The 16,438-nt window shown below is 73.4% G+C and carries 18 protein-coding genes; 12 read left to right on the forward strand and 6 right to left on the reverse strand.

The window, feature by feature from the left end; all coding sequences use genetic code 11:
• Positions 1 to 27 precede the first annotated feature (27 nt).
• A complete protein-coding gene (locus N8N77_RS10875) occupies positions 28 to 1,470 on the reverse strand; it encodes an MFS transporter (protein ID WP_261166888.1) in 1,443 nt (480 codons plus the stop codon).
• Between the two features lie 80 nt (positions 1,471 to 1,550).
• On the opposite strand from N8N77_RS10875, the gene N8N77_RS10880 reads away from it, so the two are divergent.
• From N8N77_RS10880 to N8N77_RS10890, 3 genes are all read left to right on the forward strand, one after another.
• Complete coding sequence (locus N8N77_RS10880; protein ID WP_261166889.1) at positions 1,551 to 2,261, forward strand: YdeI family protein; 711 nt, start codon at positions 1,551 to 1,553, stop codon at positions 2,259 to 2,261.
• An 83-nt stretch (positions 2,262 to 2,344) separates the two neighbouring features.
• On the forward strand, positions 2,345 to 3,730 hold the full coding sequence (locus tag N8N77_RS10885; protein WP_261166890.1) for a glycine--tRNA ligase: 1,386 nt from the start codon (positions 2,345 to 2,347) through the stop codon (positions 3,728 to 3,730).
• A gap of 97 nt (positions 3,731 to 3,827) precedes the next feature.
• Entirely contained in the window at positions 3,828 to 4,478 is a 651-nt protein-coding gene (locus N8N77_RS10890) for a GntR family transcriptional regulator (protein WP_261166891.1), read from the forward strand.
• A gap of 3 nt (positions 4,479 to 4,481) precedes the next feature.
• On the opposite strand, the gene N8N77_RS10895 is transcribed toward N8N77_RS10890, so the two are convergent.
• From N8N77_RS10895 to N8N77_RS10915, 5 genes are all read right to left on the reverse strand, one after another.
• The gene (locus tag N8N77_RS10895; RefSeq protein WP_261166892.1) at positions 4,482 to 5,051 is read right to left on the reverse strand and encodes a hypothetical protein; all 570 of its coding nucleotides are present in this window, start codon (positions 5,049 to 5,051) and stop codon (positions 4,482 to 4,484) included.
• A gap of 52 nt (positions 5,052 to 5,103) precedes the next feature.
• Positions 5,104 to 5,709, reverse strand: coding sequence for a DNA-binding protein (locus N8N77_RS10900; protein ID WP_261166893.1), 606 nt, complete (start codon positions 5,707 to 5,709; stop codon positions 5,104 to 5,106).
• A gap of 95 nt (positions 5,710 to 5,804) precedes the next feature.
• Positions 5,805 to 6,416 carry an HhH-GPD-type base excision DNA repair protein gene (locus N8N77_RS10905; RefSeq protein WP_261166894.1) on the reverse strand — a complete coding sequence of 204 codons (612 nt, stop codon included), beginning with the start codon at positions 6,414 to 6,416 and terminating at the stop codon, positions 5,805 to 5,807.
• A 25-nt stretch (positions 6,417 to 6,441) separates the two neighbouring features.
• Positions 6,442 to 7,641, reverse strand: a complete 1,200-nt coding sequence (locus N8N77_RS10910) for an aminotransferase class I/II-fold pyridoxal phosphate-dependent enzyme (RefSeq protein WP_261166895.1) — start codon at positions 7,639 to 7,641, stop codon at positions 6,442 to 6,444.
• Positions 7,642 to 7,752: 111 nt separating this feature from the next.
• The gene (locus N8N77_RS10915) at positions 7,753 to 9,039 is read right to left on the reverse strand and encodes a glutamyl-tRNA reductase (protein WP_261166896.1); all 1,287 of its coding nucleotides are present in this window, start codon (positions 9,037 to 9,039) and stop codon (positions 7,753 to 7,755) included.
• Positions 9,040 to 9,151: 112 nt separating this feature from the next.
• Between N8N77_RS10915 and hemE the strand changes: the two genes are divergently transcribed.
• The 9 genes from hemE to hemB all read left to right on the forward strand — a co-directional run bounded on the left by hemE (position 9,152) and on the right by hemB (position 16,425).
• Entirely contained in the window at positions 9,152 to 10,192 is a 1,041-nt protein-coding gene (hemE, locus tag N8N77_RS10920) for a uroporphyrinogen decarboxylase (protein WP_261166897.1), read from the forward strand.
• Positions 10,189 to 11,712 carry a protoporphyrinogen oxidase gene (hemG, locus tag N8N77_RS10925; RefSeq protein ID WP_261166898.1) on the forward strand — a complete coding sequence of 508 codons (1,524 nt, stop codon included), beginning with the start codon at positions 10,189 to 10,191 and terminating at the stop codon, positions 11,710 to 11,712. The genes hemE and hemG overlap by 4 nt, the downstream gene beginning before the upstream one ends.
• A gap of 107 nt (positions 11,713 to 11,819) precedes the next feature.
• Positions 11,820 to 12,140, forward strand: coding sequence for a hypothetical protein (locus tag N8N77_RS10930; protein ID WP_261166899.1), 321 nt, complete (start codon positions 11,820 to 11,822; stop codon positions 12,138 to 12,140).
• Positions 12,140 to 12,565, forward strand: a complete 426-nt coding sequence (locus N8N77_RS10935) for a phage holin family protein (protein WP_261166900.1) — start codon at positions 12,140 to 12,142, stop codon at positions 12,563 to 12,565. Before N8N77_RS10930 ends, N8N77_RS10935 begins: the two co-directional genes overlap by 1 nt.
• Positions 12,555 to 12,830 carry a hypothetical protein gene (locus N8N77_RS10940; RefSeq protein WP_261166901.1) on the forward strand — a complete coding sequence of 92 codons (276 nt, stop codon included), beginning with the start codon at positions 12,555 to 12,557 and terminating at the stop codon, positions 12,828 to 12,830. The genes N8N77_RS10935 and N8N77_RS10940 overlap by 11 nt, the downstream gene beginning before the upstream one ends.
• A gap of 49 nt (positions 12,831 to 12,879) precedes the next feature.
• Complete coding sequence (gene hemQ, locus N8N77_RS10945; protein ID WP_261166902.1) at positions 12,880 to 13,581, forward strand: hydrogen peroxide-dependent heme synthase; 702 nt, start codon at positions 12,880 to 12,882, stop codon at positions 13,579 to 13,581.
• Positions 13,578 to 14,597, forward strand: coding sequence for a hydroxymethylbilane synthase (gene hemC, locus N8N77_RS10950; protein WP_261166903.1), 1,020 nt, complete (start codon positions 13,578 to 13,580; stop codon positions 14,595 to 14,597). The genes hemQ and hemC overlap by 4 nt, the downstream gene beginning before the upstream one ends.
• Complete coding sequence (locus tag N8N77_RS10955; RefSeq protein WP_261166904.1) at positions 14,594 to 15,445, forward strand: uroporphyrinogen-III synthase; 852 nt, start codon at positions 14,594 to 14,596, stop codon at positions 15,443 to 15,445. Before hemC ends, N8N77_RS10955 begins: the two co-directional genes overlap by 4 nt.
• On the forward strand, positions 15,442 to 16,425 hold the full coding sequence (gene hemB / locus N8N77_RS10960; RefSeq protein ID WP_261166905.1) for a porphobilinogen synthase: 984 nt from the start codon (positions 15,442 to 15,444) through the stop codon (positions 16,423 to 16,425). Before N8N77_RS10955 ends, hemB begins: the two co-directional genes overlap by 4 nt.
• Positions 16,426 to 16,438 lie beyond the last annotated feature (13 nt).

Here is a 16,438-nt window from a genome sequence, read left to right on the forward strand (position 1 = left end):
CGGCCGATCCCCGTGCCGGGACCCGATTCAGGCGGTGGCGGGAACGGAGGCGTGCGCCGGCGCCGCGGGGTGGCGCGGGATGAACAGCGACAGGACGAAGGCGGCGGCGCCGACGACCGCACCGAGCTGGAAGCACAGCTCGAAGGCCGCGGGCGTGGGCACCGCCACGCCGTCGTGCTCCACGACGAGCGAGGCCAGCACCGTCGCCATCACGGTCGACGCCGTCGACGTGCCGAGCGAGCGGGCGAGGGCGTTGATGCCGTTGGAGGCGCCCGTCTCATCCGCCGGCACGGAACGCATGATGAGCATCGGCATCGCCGCGAAGCTCAGCCCGATGCCGACGCCGACGATGAGGTTCGCCGCGAACAGATGCCACACGCTGTCGGACCACAGCAGCAGATAGAGGTACGACAGGGCGACGAAGCCGATCCCCGACGAGAGCATGACGCGCGCACCGACGGTGCGCTCCAGCCAGCCCGACAGCGGCGAGATGAGCATCATCAGCAGCCCCGACGGCATGACCACGAGGGCGGTCTCGAACACTCCCAGCCCGAACCCCGACCCGGTCTCGGCGGGCAGCTCGAGCATCTGGGGCAGCGTGACGTTCGAGCCGAACAGCGCGAAGCCCATGCAGATGGCGGCGAGGTTGGTGAACAGCACCGACGGGCGTGCGGCGACGCGCAGGTCGAGCAGCGGTTCGCGCGTGCGCAGCTGGTACGCGCCCCACGCGAGCAGCACGACGACGCCGCCGATGCCGCACCCGAGCGTGGCGGGCGAGGTCCATCCCCAGTCCGGCCCGCGCGAGATGGCGAGAAGGACGCCGCTGAGGGCCGCCGTGAGTCCGATCACGCCGACCACGTCGAATCGTCCGGGTGCGCGCAGCACGCTGGGCGGCACGAGCAGCTGCACGAGGGCGAACCCGATCGCCCCGAGCCCGCCGGCGATCCAGAACAGCGCGTGCCAGTCGAGGTGCTCCACGACCCAGGCGCTCACGGGCATGCCCACCGACCCGCCGACACCCATGGTGGCGCTCATGAGCGCCACGGCCGTGCCGAGCCGGGCCGGCGGCAGCACGTCGCGCATGATCGCGATCCCGAGCGGGACGACGCCCGTGGCCGCGCCCTGCAGCCCGCGCCCGACGATCACGCCGACGATGCCGGGGGCGAGCGCCGCGACGACGGAGCCCGCGATGAGGAATCCGATGAGGATGAGGACGATGCGCCGCTTGCCGTACATGTCGCCGAGACGGCCGGAGATCGGCGTGGCACAGGCGGCGACGAGCAGCGTGATGGTGACCACCCACGCCGTGTCGGCGCGGGACGCGCCGAGGAGGTGCGGCAGCTCGGATTGGATGGGCACGACGAGCGTGAACATGTATGCCGAGACGAGGCCCGTGAACGCGAGCGCGAAGACGGTGAGCCAGCGGGGTGTGGTTCGGGAGAGCCGCCGCCTCTCGTCCCGTTCCGTCACGCTCCCACCCTAGCCCCGTCCTCGGACACGGGGTCGGACGGGCGCTGGCCGGTGTCCGGGGTGCGTGGCAGGCTGGGGTCGTGTCCGAGCATCGCGACGATCCCGGGGCGCCGGGCGGCACCGCCGATCGGCCGGCGGTCTTCTTCCGCGACGCGGCGGAGTTCCGCGCCTGGTTGGAGCGGCACCACGCCACCGAGACGGAGCTGTGGATGGAGGTGCGGCGCGCGCACGCGCCGGACCGCGGGCTGACCTGGGCCGACGCCGTGCTCGAGGCCCTCTGCTTCGGATGGATCGACTCGGTGTCGCAGCCCATCGACGAGGACAGGCGGCGGCAGCGGTGGACGCCGCGCAAGCCGCGCAGCATCTGGTCGCGCGTCAACATCGCGCACGCCGAGCGGCTGATCGCCGAGGGACGCATGCGGCCGGCGGGCCTGGCGGCGTTCGAGCGGCGCGCGCCCGAGCGCACCGGGGTGTACTCCCACGAGAACGGCGAGACCGAGCTCGACGCGCACCTGCGCGGCATCGTCGAGGGCTCGCCGGCGACGACGGCGTTCCTCGCCGAGGCGGCGCCGGGCTACCGCAAGGCGGTGTGGCATTGGATCATGTCCGCCGCGCAGGACGCCACGCGCGAGCGCCGCGCGCGACAGCTCGTGGCCGACAGCGAGGCGGGCCGGCTCGTTCCGCCGCAGCGGCCGGGGCGCACCCCCGCATGGCTGCCGCGCGCCGCCGCGGCCGCGCGTGCCGCGGGGCCGGGCGCGGGCGGCGCCGGGGACGCGGGCGCCCGAGACTAGAATCGAGGTGCGGTTTCCGTGCCGCTCCCGCGCCGCCCTGCGGCAGGCGCGTCCGACTCGCTTCCCCGACCATTGGAGCCACCGTGGCCGAACAGTCCCGCCTCGACAAGGTGATCAGCCTCGCCCGCCACCGCGGGTTCGTCTTCCAGGCGGGAGAGATCTACGGCGGCTCCCGCTCGGCGTGGGACTACGGCCCCCTCGGCACCGAGCTCAAGGAGAACATCCGCCGACAGTGGTGGCAGACGTTCGTGCGCGGTCGCGGCGACATGGTCGGCCTCGACTCGTCGGTCATCCTGCCCACCAAGGTGTGGGAGGCGTCGGGCCACGTGGCCACGTTCACCGATCCGCTCGTGGAGTGCCTCAACTGCCACAAGCGCCACCGCGAGGATCACCTCATCGAGGCCTACGAGCAGAAGAAGGGCCGCGCGCCGGAGAACGGCATGTCCGACATCGTCTGCCCGGACTGCGGCACGCGCGGGCAGTGGACCGAGCCGCGGTCGTTCTCGGGCCTCGTGAAGACCTACCTCGGTGTGGTCGACGATGAGTCGGGCCTGCACTACCTCCGGCCCGAGACCGCGCAGGGCATCTTCGTGAACTTCGCCAACGTCGTCACCGCCGCGCGCAAGAAGCCGCCCTTCGGCGTGGGGCAGGTGGGCAAGGCCTTCCGCAACGAGATCACGCCCGGCAACTTCATCTTCCGCACCCGCGAGTTCGAGCAGATGGAGATCGAGTACTTCGTGCCGCCGGCGGAGGCCGCCGAGTGGTTCGAGCACTGGGTCGACGCGTGTTGGGACTGGTTCGTCGACCTGGGCATCGACCCCGCGCACATGCGCAAGCTGGAGGTGCCGGAGGACGAGCGCGCGCACTACTCCGACCGCACGATCGACGTGGAGTACGAGTTCGGCTTCGCCGGCAAGGGGTGGGGCGAGCTCATGGGCATCGCCAATCGCACCGACTTCGACCTGTCGAACCACATCGAGCACTCGGGGGCGAACCTCACGTTCTTCGACCAGGCGTCGGGCGAGAAGTACGTGCCGTACGTGATCGAGCCGTCGTTCGGCCTCACGCGCTCGATGATGGCGTTCCTCGTCGACGCCTACACGGAGGAGGAGGTGCCCAACGCGAAGGGTGGCACCGACGTGCGCACCGTGCTGCGGCTCGACCCGCGCCTGGCGCCCGTGAAGGTGGCTGTGCTGCCGCTGAGCCGCAACGAGAAGCTCTCCCCGCTCGCACGCGAGGTGGCCGACGATCTGCGCGGCATGTGGAACGTGGACTTCGACGATGCGGGGGCCATCGGCCGTCGCTACCGCCGGCAGGACGAGATCGGCACGCCGCTGTGCGTCACCGTGGACTTCGACTCTCTCGAGGACCGCGCGGTCACGGTGCGCGACCGCGACACGATGGCGCAGGAGCGGGTGCCCCTCGAGGGGCTGCGCGCCTTCCTCGCCGAAAGGCTTGCGGGGGCGTAACCGCCTGACGGTATGATCAGCGCGCGACGCCGACCCGAAGGCGTCGCGTGCTCGACCTCCAGACCCTCATGGGTCCACACCCTCACCTGGAGTGATCATGCCCGTCGATTCCGTGGCGCCGATCGCGCTGTCGTCCGCACCGCGCCTGTCCGACATGGTGTTCGACCGCCTCGCGGAGGCGATCGTGCGGGGCGAGTTCGCGCCCGGTGAGGCCCTGCGCGATCAGCAGCTCGCCGACCGCCTCGGCGTCTCTCGCATGCCCGTGCGCGAGGCGATCCAGCGGCTGGAGAGAGCCGGTCTCGTCGAGATGGCCGCCAGCCGCTACACGCGGGTGGCGCGGATCACGCCCGAGCGTGTGCGCGACACGGTCGAGCACGCCGGCTACCTGTACGGCGCCGTCACGCGCATGGCCGTGCAGCGCATGACCGACACCGAGCTCGCCACCGCGCTGCGGCTGCTGGACGAGAGCGGCGCCGTCATCGACGATCTCGAGGCGTACCTCGAGGCCGGCACCGCCGTCAACGACCACCTCGTCGCCTGCTGCGGCAACAATGTGCTCTCGCTGCGCACCGACGTCTTCCACACCCTGCGCTGGGTGCTTCGGCAGGCCCTCGCTCCCGCGGACCACCAGCTCGACCTGCGGCGGCTGCACGGCGAGCTGACCGACGCGGTGGCGGCGCGAGACGCGGATCGCGCCGAGGACGTCATCCGCGAGCTGTACGGCGTCGGCCGGGCTCCGCGCCCCTGACGGCTACGCGATCACGAGCCGCACGGCGGCGGCGGTGAGGCATGCCCAGCTGAGGCTCGCCAGCGTACCGATGATGAAGCGCTCGCGGGCCTCGGGTGAGGCCAGCTCCGTGAAGCGCGCGATGCCCTTGATCGCCACGACGACGGCGATCGCCTCGGGGTAACCGACGATCAGTGCGAGCGCTGCGGCCAGCCGCTCGAGGTAGCCGACCGTGACGCCGCCCCGCATCACCTCGGGAGCGCCCTGCCCGCTCCCGGCCGGTGCCCGCAGCAGGATGCCACCGTGTGGGCCCTCGCGCACGCCGTCGTCGGAGGCGAACGCGAGCACGCGACGCGCGACGGGGTCGCCCCCGAGCACCGCCACCGCCGTGCCGAGTAGCGCGAGCCCCGCGACGAGCGGCACGGGCACCTGCAGCGGCACGATCGCGACGACGAGGAGCGACAGCACGATCAGGATCGCCGCCGCCAGCAACGGCCCGGACGTCGGCCGGCGTCGGCGCACGAGCACGAGGACGAGGGCGGTCGCCATCACGATCACGAGGACCGCGCCGAGCACGAGGTCGAGCAGGGACATGCGGCTCAGTGTGCCACGGGCCGCCGCCGCGTCGGGGTGGACCCGCGGCGGGTCACGACGCGTCGTCGAGCGCCGCGAGCAGGCGGGCGAGCGCGGGGATCGCCGCCTCCTCCGTGCGCAGGGCGGCGGCGCCGGCTCGTCGGCTCACCGCGCTCTCGGTGATCCGGAGCCGCCGCGCGATCTCGCGCTGACTCAGTCCCTCGGCGAGCAGGTCGTGCACCTCCCAGCCCTCGTCGGAGCGGCGGTCCCGCAGCTCCACGAGCAGCCGCAGCAGCGCCTCGACGTCGTCCGCGCCGCCCCCACCCCGCGGCTGGTGTCCCGTGACGGCCACCCGCGTGGGCGAGCGCCGCGCGCGTTCCACGGCGTCGCGGGCGTGAACGAACGCCGGTCCCCGCGCCGCCCGCACCTGGGCGGTCGGCGTGCTCTCGACCGCGCCGACGCCCACACCGACCCGCCACTGCCGCGTGCGACACAACGCCAGGACCGCGGCGAGGGTGCGCCCGGCGTCGGAGAGCAGCGCCTGGATCTCGTCGCCGGCCGTGCGCTCCGGGGCGAGCGCGAGCGCGTCGCCGGCCGTCGCCGTGACGATGTCGATTCCCGCGGGAACGAGGTCCGGCCCCGCCTGGCTTCGCCGTTGATCCGCGGTGATCACGAACACCGCAGCGCCTCACCTGCGTCGTCCGCGCGCCCGCGCCATGAACCCATGGACTCAAGTATGCGAGCTTGTGCCCACGCACTCAAGCCCCGGGGCTCTCACGAGCCCGCGGCGGCGCCGTTCTCCCGCGTGGACGCGGTGCCGCCCTGCTTCGCGGCGGCCTTCGTGGCCCTCTTGTGCTCGCGCACCTTCGCGAGCGATTCGCGTCCGACGATGTCGGCGACGGAGCGGTACGACCCCTCTTCGCCATACGGCGCGGAGGCGTCGCGCCAGCCCGCGCCGCGGTAGCCGTACTGCTTGCCCAGCAGTGCGAGGAAGATCTTCGCCTTCTGCTCCCCGAACCCCGGCAGCGCCCTCAGCCGCCGCAGCACCGTGGGGCCGTCGGGCTCGTCGCGCGTCCACAGCGCCGCCGCGTCGCCGTCCCACTCCTCGACCACCGCGCGGCACAGCGACTGCACGCGAGCGGCCATCGAACCGGGGAAGCGGTGCACGGCCGGAGACTGCCGGAAGGCCTCGACGAGGGCGCCCGGGTCGTACTCCGCCAGCGTGCGCGCATCGACGGCGCCGATCCGCTCCTGGAGCTTCGCCGGCCCGGCGAACGCGGTCTCCATCGCCACCTGCTGGTCCAGCAGCATCCCGATGAGCAGCGCCAGCGGGTTCTCGGTCAGCAGGGCGTCGGCGGCGGGGTCGCCGGTGATGTCGAGGGCCATGGATCCATTCTCCCGAATCGGCGACTCAGGCGCGGCGCGTCTGAAAGCGGGCGATGCGCGTGAGGGCCTCGTCCACCGCCGCGGGCCCGGCCGCAAGGGAGAGGCGGATGAAGGTGCGCCCGCCGACCGCGTCGAAGTCGGCGCCCGGGACGACGGCGACGCCCTCCTCTTCGAGCAGCGCGGCACACCACGCGGAGGAGTCCGGGAACGGGCCCAGCCGCGGCGCGATGTCGGCGTAGACGTAGAAGGCGCCGTCCGCGGGGGCGATGGTGCCCCAGCCCAGCGCGCTCAGGCGCGCGAGCAGCAGCGCGCGTGAGGCGGCGAACTCCCTCACGCGGCGCTCGGCCTCGGCGTAGGACTCCTCCTCGAAGGCGCCGAGCGCGGCGAGCTGCGCCGGCGCCGGTGGGCACAGGGCGAGGTTGCCGGCGAGGGCGTCGGCGGGCGCGCGCAGGTCGTCGGGCACGAGCATCCAGCCGAGCCGGAAGCCCGTCATGCCCCAGTACTTCGAGAACGACGAGACGACGATCGCGTCGCGGTCGAGCTCCCATGCGCTCGTGCCGCGGGCGCCGGGTGCCGACGGATCGTCCGGGTAGGCGATGCCGTGGTAGATCTCGTCGCTCACCAGCCGGGCTCCCCTGCGCCGGCACCAGTGGGAGAGCGCAGCGAGCTCGTCTCGGCCGATCATGGTGCCGGTCGGGTTCGCCGGCGATGCCACCACGAGGCCGGCGATGGGGCCGCCGTCGGCGACGGCGGCGTCCAGCAGTTCCGGCGTGGGCTGGAAGCGCACCTCCGGGCCGCAGTCGAGCTCGACCACCTCGCAGCCGAGCGAGCGCAGGATGTTGCGGTAGGCGGGATAGCCCGGCCGCGCGAGGGCGACTCGGTCGCCGTGCTCGAACGCCGACAGGAACGCGAGCAGGAACGCACCCGACGATCCCGTGGTGATTGCGACCGAGCGAGGGTCGACGTCGAGCCCGTACCAGCGTGCGCAGTGCGACGCGAGGGCTTCGCGCAGCTCAAGCGTGCCGAGGGCCGGCGTGTATCCCAGCGCATGGCGGGCGGCGTGGAGGCGCTGGGCGCGCTCGTGCACGGCCACCGGCGCTCCACCGGAGGGTTCGCCCGCGCACAGCGACACGACGTCGCGCCCGGCCGCGCGTAGTTCCGCGACGCGGTCCAGGATCCGCATCACCTCGAACGGCGGCACCTGGGATCTGCGCGACGGCGACATTCCCCCAGTCTCGCAGGCAGGCCGTGAAGCCGGGCGCCGTCGCGTGTGCCAGGAGGACCCCGCCCCGCCGCGGCACGGTCGGCGGGAGCCAGCGACTCGCCGCGCGAGCGCTCAGGCGGTGGCCTCGCCGCGGTACGGGCAGGTTGCCGCGTCGGGCTCGCCATGATCCGCCGCCGGCCGCGCGTCGATGCCGAACAGCGTCTCCAGCGCCTCGAAGACATCGTCCGCGCGACCCTGCGCGGCGAGCTCGCGCGCGCGGGCGGTGGGCGTGTGCAGCAGTCGGCCGACCATGTGGCGCAGCGCCTGCTCGATGCGCTCGTCGTCGCCGCGGCCCTTGCCACGCCCGATCTCCGCATCGAGCAGCTCGAAGACGTGCTCGCGCAGGGCGACGATCGCGGGCGCCGCGCTCTGCTCGCGACCCACGAGGTGGAACTTCGCCGCCGCGTCGCGCACCATGCGGCGCGCGTCATCGTGAGCGCGCAGCTCCTCGAGCGGCGCGTGCAGGCGGATGGTCTCGAGATCGAGCAGCGTCATGCCCTCGAGCTCGGCGACCTCGGCGGAGACGTTACGGGGCAGACCGAGATCGATCACGAAGCCGCGGCCGCGGTAGCCGCCCCTGCGCAGCAGCTCGGGGGTGACCACCGGCTCCTCGTTCGAGGTGCACGTGATGACGAGGTCGGCGCGTGCCGCCGCCTCGGCGAAGCCGGCAGCCTCGACGAACGCGATCTCGTGCTTGGCGGCGAAGCGCGCTCCGCGCCCCGAGGGGGAGTGCACGGTGATGTCGGTCACGCCGTGGTCGCGCAGCGCGGCGAGCGTGGCGGCGGCGTAGGCGCCCGTGCCCACGAGCAGCGTGCGCAGGCCGCTCCAGTCGGCGATCCGGCTGTCGGCCAGCTCGAGCGCCAGTCGCACGAGCGAGCGCCCGGCGCGCCCGAGGGCCGTGGCGTTCTTGACGCCCTTCTGCGTCTCGGTCGCGCGCTGGAACAGGCGCTCCAGCTCGGGCGAGGTGGCGTCGAACGAGCGGGCGTCGTCGAGGGCGCGGCGCACCTGTCCCGCGATCTCGCCCTCGCCGATCACGACCGACTCGAGGCCGGAGGCCACGGAGAAGAGATGCTCGGCGACGCGGCCGCCGGCCTTGACCTCGTACGCGCCCTCGAGCTCGCTCGGGCTGACGCCCGTGGCGGTGTGAAGGGCATGCAGCGCCGCCTCGACGCCCTGCACCTCGGCCCCGTCGGGAACCTCGACGTAGGCCTCGACGCGATTGCACGTGGAGAGCACGACCGCACCCTGCACCTGCTCACGGCCGGCGATGAGCGGCGCCACGGGCGCGGCGTGCGTGGAGAGCCGTTCGAGCAGATCGAACGGGGCGGTCTTGTGACTCGCGGTGACGCACAGCAGCACGAGAAACGATTCTACAGCCTGTCGAAGCTTTTCCTGAATGATTCATGATTAGGGTCCCCTTACCGCCGGAAGGCACAGGGATCCCACGGGGGCCCGTGGCAAGAATGGACGCATGACCTCCTCGTCCGCGCTCGTGCGCGCGCTGCAGGGCGACCGCCCCGCGTCCGCTCCCATCTGGTTCATGCGACAGGCCGGGCGATCGCTCCCGGAGTATCGCGAGCTGCGCGTCGGGACGCGCATGCTCGACGCGTGCCTGACCCCCGACCTCGCGGCGGAGATCACGCTGCAGCCGGTGCGACGTCATGGCGTGGACGCCGGCATCTTCTTCAGCGACATCGTGGTGCCGCTGCGCCTCGCGGGCGTCGAGGTCGAGATCGAGCCGGGGCGCGGCCCCGTCTTCGCCGCCCCCGTCCGCACGGCCGACGACGTGGCGCGCGTCACCTCGATCGATCCCGAGGAGGTCGCCGCGGCGGCGGCGCCGATCCGCGAGGCCGTGCGCCTGACGACCGCCGAGCTCGGCGAGACGCCGCTCATCGGCTTCGCCGGCGCACCGTTCACGCTCGCGGCGTATCTGGTGGAGGGCGGCCCGTCGAAGGAGCACCTGCGCGCCCGCGCCATGATGCACGCCGACCCGGATTCCTGGCACCGCCTCGCGGGCTGGCTCTCGCGTGTGTCGCGTGCGTTCCTCGGCGCCCAGATCGAGGCGGGCGTGGCCGCCGTGCAGCTGTTCGACTCGTGGGCCGGCTCGCTCTCCCCCTCGGCTTTCCGTGCCTTCGTGGCACCGCACTCGCGGGCGGCGGTGGCCGACCTGCCCGTGCCCGTGATCCACTTCGGGGTCGGGACGGGACCGTTCCTCGCCGACATGCGCCTCGACGGCGTCGCCGACGCGGTGGGGGTGGACTGGCGCCTGCCGCTCGACGAGGCCGCCCGGATGGTCGGCCCCGACACGACACTGCAGGGCAACATCGATCCGGCGCTGCTCGGAGCCCCGTGGCCCGTGCTCGAGGCGCACGTGCGCGAGGTGCTGCAGCGCGGGCGGGCCGCCCGCGCGCACGTCGTGAACCTGGGCCACGGCGTCCCGCCCGAGACGGACCCGGGCGTGCTGACGCGGATCGTGGAACTCGTGCACGCGGAGGGGAGCGGGGCGGAGTGAGCGAGGACCTCGAGCGCCTGCACAAGCGGGCCATCGACACGCGGGTCGCCGTCATCGGCGGCGGTATCGGCGGGCTGGTCGCCGCGCTCGAGTTCGCCAAGCTCGGCATGCACGTCACGGTGTACGAGGCGCGGGACCGCGTGGGCGGTGCCGTGCGATCGGGCGAGGTGGACGGTCTGCGTCTCGACCTGGGCGCCGAGAGCTTCGCCACGCGCGGCGGGCACGTGCGGGCGCTCGTCGACGAGCTCGGGCTCTCCGACCTCGTCGTCGAGCCGGGCACCGGCGCGGGGGGCGCGTGGGTCGCGGGGCTTCCCGGCGGCGACGCCGCGCCCCTGCCGGTCGGGGGCATCCTCGGCATCCCCGCCAACCCCTTCGCAGACGATGTGCGCCGCATCATCGGGTGGGGCGGCGCGTGGCGCGCCTACCTCGATCGGGTGCGGCCGCTGCTCACCATCGGGCGGGACCGCAGCCTCGGCCATCTCGTGCGCACACGCCTGGGCGAGCGAGTACGGGATCGGCTCGTCGCGCCGGTCACCCATGGCGTCTACTCCGCCCACCCCGACGACATCGATCCGGACGTCGCCGCGCCGGGACTGAACGGCGCGCTGACGAAGACGGGGTCGCTGCTCGGCGCGGTCGAGCTGCTGCAGCGTGAGCGCCGCTCCAAGGCCGGCGCCCCCGGGGCGGCCGTGCAGGGCCTCCGCGGCGGCATGGGCGCGCTCGTCGACGCGCTGACGGCTCGCCTCGCGTCGATGGGCGCGCGCGTGCACACCGGCGCCCCCGTCACCGGCCTCGAGCGCGCGGACGACGGCTGGCTCGTCATCGCTCCCGCTGTGGCGGACCGGGCCCCGGCCGAGCCCAGGGACGACGCCCCGGCGGAGGGCGAGCCCGACGTCGGGGCCGCCGCGGATGCCGCGTTCGATCTCGTCGTCGTCGCCACGGAGGAGCCGGCGGCGCGGCGCCTGCTGGCGCCGCACGCGTCCGGCCTGGCCGCCGAGCCGCCGCGCCCCGGCCCCGTCGTGCACGTCGGCACGCTCGTGATCGACGCCCCCGAGCTCGACGCCGCCCCGCGCGGCACGGGCGTGCTCACCGTGCCCGGCTCCTTCCGCGCCAAGGCGCTCACCCATGCCACGGCGAAGTGGGGCTGGATCCGGGACGCCGCGGGTCCGGGCCGCCACGTCGTGCGCGTGTCGTTCGGGGCTCAGGACGACGAGCCCGCCACGGAGGGGCTCGGCACCGCCGAGGCGGCCGAGCTCGCGCGCGAGCAGGCGTCGGCGCTGTTGGGCGTGCCGCTCGCGCGCGACCGCGTGCGCGGCTTCGCCCTGGAGCGCTTCGCGCAGTCCCAGCCGGCGGCCTCCATCGGCCGTCGCGAGGCGGCCCGACAGGCACGCGCCGCGGTCGAGGCGGTGCCGGGCGTCGGGGCCGTGGGCGCCTGGCTCTCGGGGACCGGCCTGGCGCAGGTGGTGCCCGACGCCCTCGCCGAGGCGGAGCGCCTGCGCCGCGCGGCGCTGTTCGGCTGAGGCGCATGTTTTACCGCGCGGCGACGGATTCCGCAAGCGGAATGCATCCCGAGAGGTCGCGGGCTATCGTGGGACCACGACGCACTCCGACGACGTGAGGAGACCCCATGAGGGGCAAGGTGGGACTCGTGATCGGGCTCGGTGTGGGCTACGTGCTCGGCACCCGCGCCGGTCGCCAGCGGTATGAGCAGATCAAGGTCCAGGCTCTCAGGCTGTGGAACCTCGACCCGGTTCAGGAGCAGGTCGGTCGGGCGAAGCGCCTCGCGACCTCCGGTGCCATGAAGGTGCCCAGCATCGCGTGGGGCGGCCTGGTCGGGGTCGTCAAGACCGTGGCCTCCCCCTCCGGCACCCCCGGGCAGAAGCTCGACGCCGTGATCGACGAGGCGAAGGACACGGTCGACGACGTGAAGAAGGCCGCGGACGACTGATGTCCCCGCGCACCTCGCGTCGGTCGCCGGTGCGCGACCGCGCCGACGATGGCCTGCTGACGCTGATCGGCGACGTGCCCGGACTCGTCTCCGACCTGGTGAAGGCGGAGCTGCGCGCGGTCAAGGGCTACGTCGGGCAGCTCGCCAAGCACGGCGGGCTCACCGCGGTGTTCGGGATCATCGCCCTGTTCTTCCTGTTCTGGACGATCCCGGCCTTCCTCGCGTTCTTCGTCATCCTGCTGGACCTGTGGATGCCGCTGTGGGTCGCGGCGCTCATCGTGGTGGTCATCGGGATCGTCCTGGCCGCCGCCGCGGGCGCCTGGGCCTACTTCGGTCACATCCGAAAGATCCAGCAGCTCGACGGGCCCCGAGACGCCGTGAAGACCGATGTGCGCATCGTGAAGGAGTTCGCCGATGAGTTCTGACGCCCTGCCGAAGACCGTGGTGCCCAGCGGCATCACCGACGAGGTCGAGCTTGCCAGGGCCGAGCTGCGGGCGGCGCTCGCGGCCATCGAGCAGAAGGCCAACTTCCCGGCGCGCGCGGCCGAGGCCACGGAGCGCACGATGACCCGGGCCCGGGCGTTCGCGCGCCGCGAGCCGGGGGTCGCGGCGGCGGGCGCCGTCGCGATCGCCGCGGCGGTCGGAGCGGCCGTGTGGGGCCTCGTGACCCTGCTGAGCAAGCGCGGCTGACGCCGCAGACGCGGATCTATCACTCACCTCGCGGTGGGAGAATGACGGCATGGCGGACAACCAGCCCCTCGATCAGACCGACGCCCCCGAGCGCTCCGGCGACGACTACAGCCTGTGGGCCGTGTGGCGACGCAACCCGGCGCAGCCGGTGACGGAGGTCGACCCGACGGAGCTCGAGAACATCGTCGGCTTCCTCTCCGAGCGCGGCGTGACCGTGCGCGGCTTCTATGACGTCAGCGGGCTGCGGGCCGACGCCGATCTCATGGTGTGGCTGCACGGCCCCGTGCCCGAGCACCTCCAGAAGGCGGTGCGGCGCCTGCGCCGCACCGAACTGCTGCGCCCCCTGCTGCCCACGTGGAACGGGATGGCGGTGCACCGCGACGCCGAGTTCAACAAGCGGCACGTGCCCGGCTACCTGCGCGGCATCGCCCCCAAGGAGTGGTTGACGGTCTACCCGTTCGTGCGCAGCTATGAGTGGTATCTGCTGCCGGACGAGGAGCGCCGCGCGATGCTCGCCGACCATGGCCGCAAGGGTGCCGCCTTCACCGGCGTGACCGCCAACACGATGGCAGCCTTCTCGCTCGGCGACTACGAGTGGATGCTCCCCATGGAGGCGGACGAGCTCACCGATCTCGTCGACATGATGCGCGAGCTGCGCTACACCGAGGCGCGCCGCCACGTGCGCGAGGAGGTGCCCTTCTTCACCGGTCGCCGGATCCCCCTCGACGAGATCCCGGAAGTGCTGCAGTGACCACCCCCTCGGCAGCCGCGCCGATCCGGCTCGGCACGCGGCGCAGCGCGCTCGCGATGGCGCAGTCCGGCATGGTCGCCCGCGACCTCGAGGCTGTCACCGGCCGCCCGGTGGAGCTCGTCCAGATCGTCTCGGAGGGCGACACGACGCGCGCGTCGCTGGCGAGCCTCGGCGGCACGGGCGTGTTCGCGACGCGACTGCGCGAAGCGCTGCTCGCGGGCGAGTGCGACCTGCTCGTGCACTCCCTCAAGGACCTGCCGACGACGCCCGCTCCGGGGCTGATCGTCGCCGCGACGCCGCGCCGTGCCGACGCGCGCGACGTGATCATCACGCGCGACGGCACGCGACTCGAGGACCTTCCCGCCGGCGCGCTCGTGGGCACGGGCTCGCCGCGGCGCATCGCGCAGGTGCGAGCCGCGAACCCGGCGGTGGAGATCCGCGACCTGCGCGGCAACGTCGATTCGCGCATGGCCCGCGTGCGGGACGGCGAGCTGGACGCCATCGTGCTGGCCGCCGCGGGACTGTCGCGCCTCGGCGCCGAGATCGACCTGCACGTCGAGCCGCGCGAGCTCGAGGGCTGGCCGACGGCGGCGGGGCAGGGCGTGCTCGCGGTGGAGACGCGCGAGGATGCCGATCCGGCGCTGCTCGCCGCGATCCGCCGCCTCGACGATCCGGCCACGCGATTCGCCCAGGAGGTCGAGAGGACCGTGCTGGCCGGGATCGAGGCCGGCTGCCACGCCCCGGTGGGCGTGCACGCCCTCATCGACGGCGACCGCCTGCGGCTGCGCGCCGAGGTGTACGGTGCCGAGCCGTCGCAGACCGTGGGGCGCACGGAGGATCTGCTGATCGGACCGATTTCCGCCTCCGCCGAGCGGGGGTATAGTCGGGACACAGGCAGCGCCGACGACGACGCTTCCGGCGCGTACCCGCGCGCCGACGACATCGGAAACGAGGTCGCGCGTCGGCTGCTCGAGGCCGGGGCGAGCGACCTCGTATCGGGACCCCCCACTTCATGACTCCAGACACAGAAGCGAAGACCGCCAGGCCCCTCTCCGGCTGGCGGGTGCTCGTCCCCCGCGGCGGACCGTGGGGCGACGGCGTCGCGGCGACGTTGCGTTCGAAGGGCGCCGTGCCGGTGATCGCGCCGCTGATCAACTTCGCGCCCACCGACGATGTCGCCACCCTCGAAGAGGCGATCGCCGACCTGCGGGCGGGACGGTTCGACTGGCTCACCGTGACGAGCGCCACGACCGTCGACGTGCTCTACGCGTACCAGGCGACCATTCCCGAGACGACCAAGGTCGCCGCCGTCGGCGAGACGACTGCGGCCGCCCTCACGGCGGTCGGGTACCGCGTCGATCTGGTGCCCGAGATCGACAACTCGGCGGCCGGGCTGGCGCACCAGATGATCGAGCTCGAGCGCGAGCCGCGTCGCGTGCTCACGCTGCGCAGCGAGATCGCCAAGCCCGTCCTCACCACCGCCCTGCGCAAGGCCGGGCACGACGTGCACAGCGTTGTCGCCTACCGCACCATCGGCGTGCCGGCGTCGGATCGCGTCGCCCGCGATGTCGAGACGGGCAGGATCAACGCGATCCTCGTGACCAGCGGTTCCGTCGCCGAACAGGTGCGCGAGCAGTTCCCGCGCATCCCGGAGCAGACGGTCATCGCCGCGATCGGTCCTCGCACCGCGCGCGACGCCGAGCGGGTCGGTCTTCCCATCCAGGTCGTGGCGCCGCTGCAGACGATCGACTCTCTGATCGACACCCTCGCGGGGATCCCGGTTCCCCCGCCCACCCCGGAGGCGCTGGCGATCGCCGACACGGGCTCGAACGCCGTGATCGCCCGACCCGAGGAGCGTCCATGAGCTTCCCCCAGCACCGACCGCGGCGCCTGCGGCAGTCGCCGGCTGTGCGCCGACTCGTGCGCGAGACGCACCTCGTGCCATCGCAGCTCGTGCTGCCGATGTTCGTGCGCGAGGGGATCGACGAGCCGGTCGCCATCGCCTCGATGCCGGGCGTCGTCCAGCACACTCTGGACACGCTGCGGCGGGCCGCCGCGGAGGCAGCCGAGGCGGGGGTCGGCGGGGTGATGCTCTTCGGCGTGCCCGCCGTGCGCGACGCCACGGGGTCCGGGGCGGACGACCCGCGCGGCATCCTCAACGTGGCCACCGAGGCCGTCGTCGCGGAGGTCGGCGACGCGCTGGTGGTCCAAACCGACCTGTGCCTGGACGAGTTCACCGACCACGGCCACTGCGGCGTGCTGGCCGGCGACGGCTCCGTCGACAACGACGCCACGCTCGAGCGCTATGCGGCCATGGGGCTGGCGCAGGCCCGCGCGGGATCGGCGCTGCTCGGCCTGAGCGGCATGATGGACGGCCAGGTGGCGGCGGTGCGCGCGGCGCTGGACGCCGAGGGCTTCACCGACACCCTCATCATGGCCTACTCCGCCAAGTACGCCGGCGCCTTCTACGGCCCCTTCCGCGAGGCGGTGGACTCCCAGCTGAAGGGCGATCGCCGCACCTATCAGCTCGACCCGGCCAACGCCCGCGAGGGCGTGAAGGAGGCGGTGATGGACGCCGACGAGGGCGCCGACATCGTCATGGTCAAGCCGGCGCAGCCGTACCTCGACGTGCTGGCCGACGTGCGCGCCGCCGTCGACATCCCCGTGTGGGCATACCAGGTCTCGGGCGAGTACTCGATGATCGAGGCGGCCGCCGCGCACGGCTGGATCGACCGCCGCACGGCCATCCAGGACTCCCTGCTGGGCATCCGCCGCGCCGGGGCCGACGCCATCCTCACGTACTGGGCCGCCGAGGCGGCCGGCTGGCTCCGCGAGCAGCTCTAGCGCTCAGGTAGCA

It is taken from the genome of Microbacterium sp. Marseille-Q6965, assembly GCF_946151065.1.
Taxonomy (GTDB): Bacteria; Actinomycetota; Actinomycetes; order Actinomycetales; family Microbacteriaceae; genus Microbacterium.

What these genes read in the sequence shown, in the direction of transcription:
- N8N77_RS10955 (WP_261166904.1), top strand. Translation starts at nt 14,594, where the DNA reads ATGACTCCAGACACAGAAGCGAAGACCGCCAGGCCCCTCTCCGGCTGG.
- N8N77_RS10935 (WP_261166900.1), top strand. Translation starts at nt 12,140, where the DNA reads ATGTCCCCGCGCACCTCGCGTCGGTCGCCGGTGCGCGACCGCGCCGAC.
- N8N77_RS10895 (WP_261166892.1), bottom strand. Translation starts at nt 5,051, where the DNA reads ATGTCCCTGCTCGACCTCGTGCTCGGCGCGGTCCTCGTGATCGTGATG.
- N8N77_RS10890 (WP_261166891.1), top strand. Translation starts at nt 3,828, where the DNA reads ATGCCCGTCGATTCCGTGGCGCCGATCGCGCTGTCGTCCGCACCGCGC.
- hemQ (WP_261166902.1), top strand. Translation starts at nt 12,880, where the DNA reads ATGGCGGACAACCAGCCCCTCGATCAGACCGACGCCCCCGAGCGCTCC.
- N8N77_RS10930 (WP_261166899.1), top strand. Translation starts at nt 11,820, where the DNA reads ATGAGGGGCAAGGTGGGACTCGTGATCGGGCTCGGTGTGGGCTACGTG.
- N8N77_RS10905 (WP_261166894.1), bottom strand. Translation starts at nt 6,416, where the DNA reads ATGGCCCTCGACATCACCGGCGACCCCGCCGCCGACGCCCTGCTGACC.
- N8N77_RS10940 (WP_261166901.1), top strand. Translation starts at nt 12,555, where the DNA reads ATGAGTTCTGACGCCCTGCCGAAGACCGTGGTGCCCAGCGGCATCACC.
- hemE (WP_261166897.1), top strand. Translation starts at nt 9,152, where the DNA reads ATGACCTCCTCGTCCGCGCTCGTGCGCGCGCTGCAGGGCGACCGCCCC.
- hemB (WP_261166905.1), top strand. Translation starts at nt 15,442, where the DNA reads ATGAGCTTCCCCCAGCACCGACCGCGGCGCCTGCGGCAGTCGCCGGCT.
- N8N77_RS10910 (WP_261166895.1), bottom strand. Translation starts at nt 7,641, where the DNA reads ATGTCGCCGTCGCGCAGATCCCAGGTGCCGCCGTTCGAGGTGATGCGG.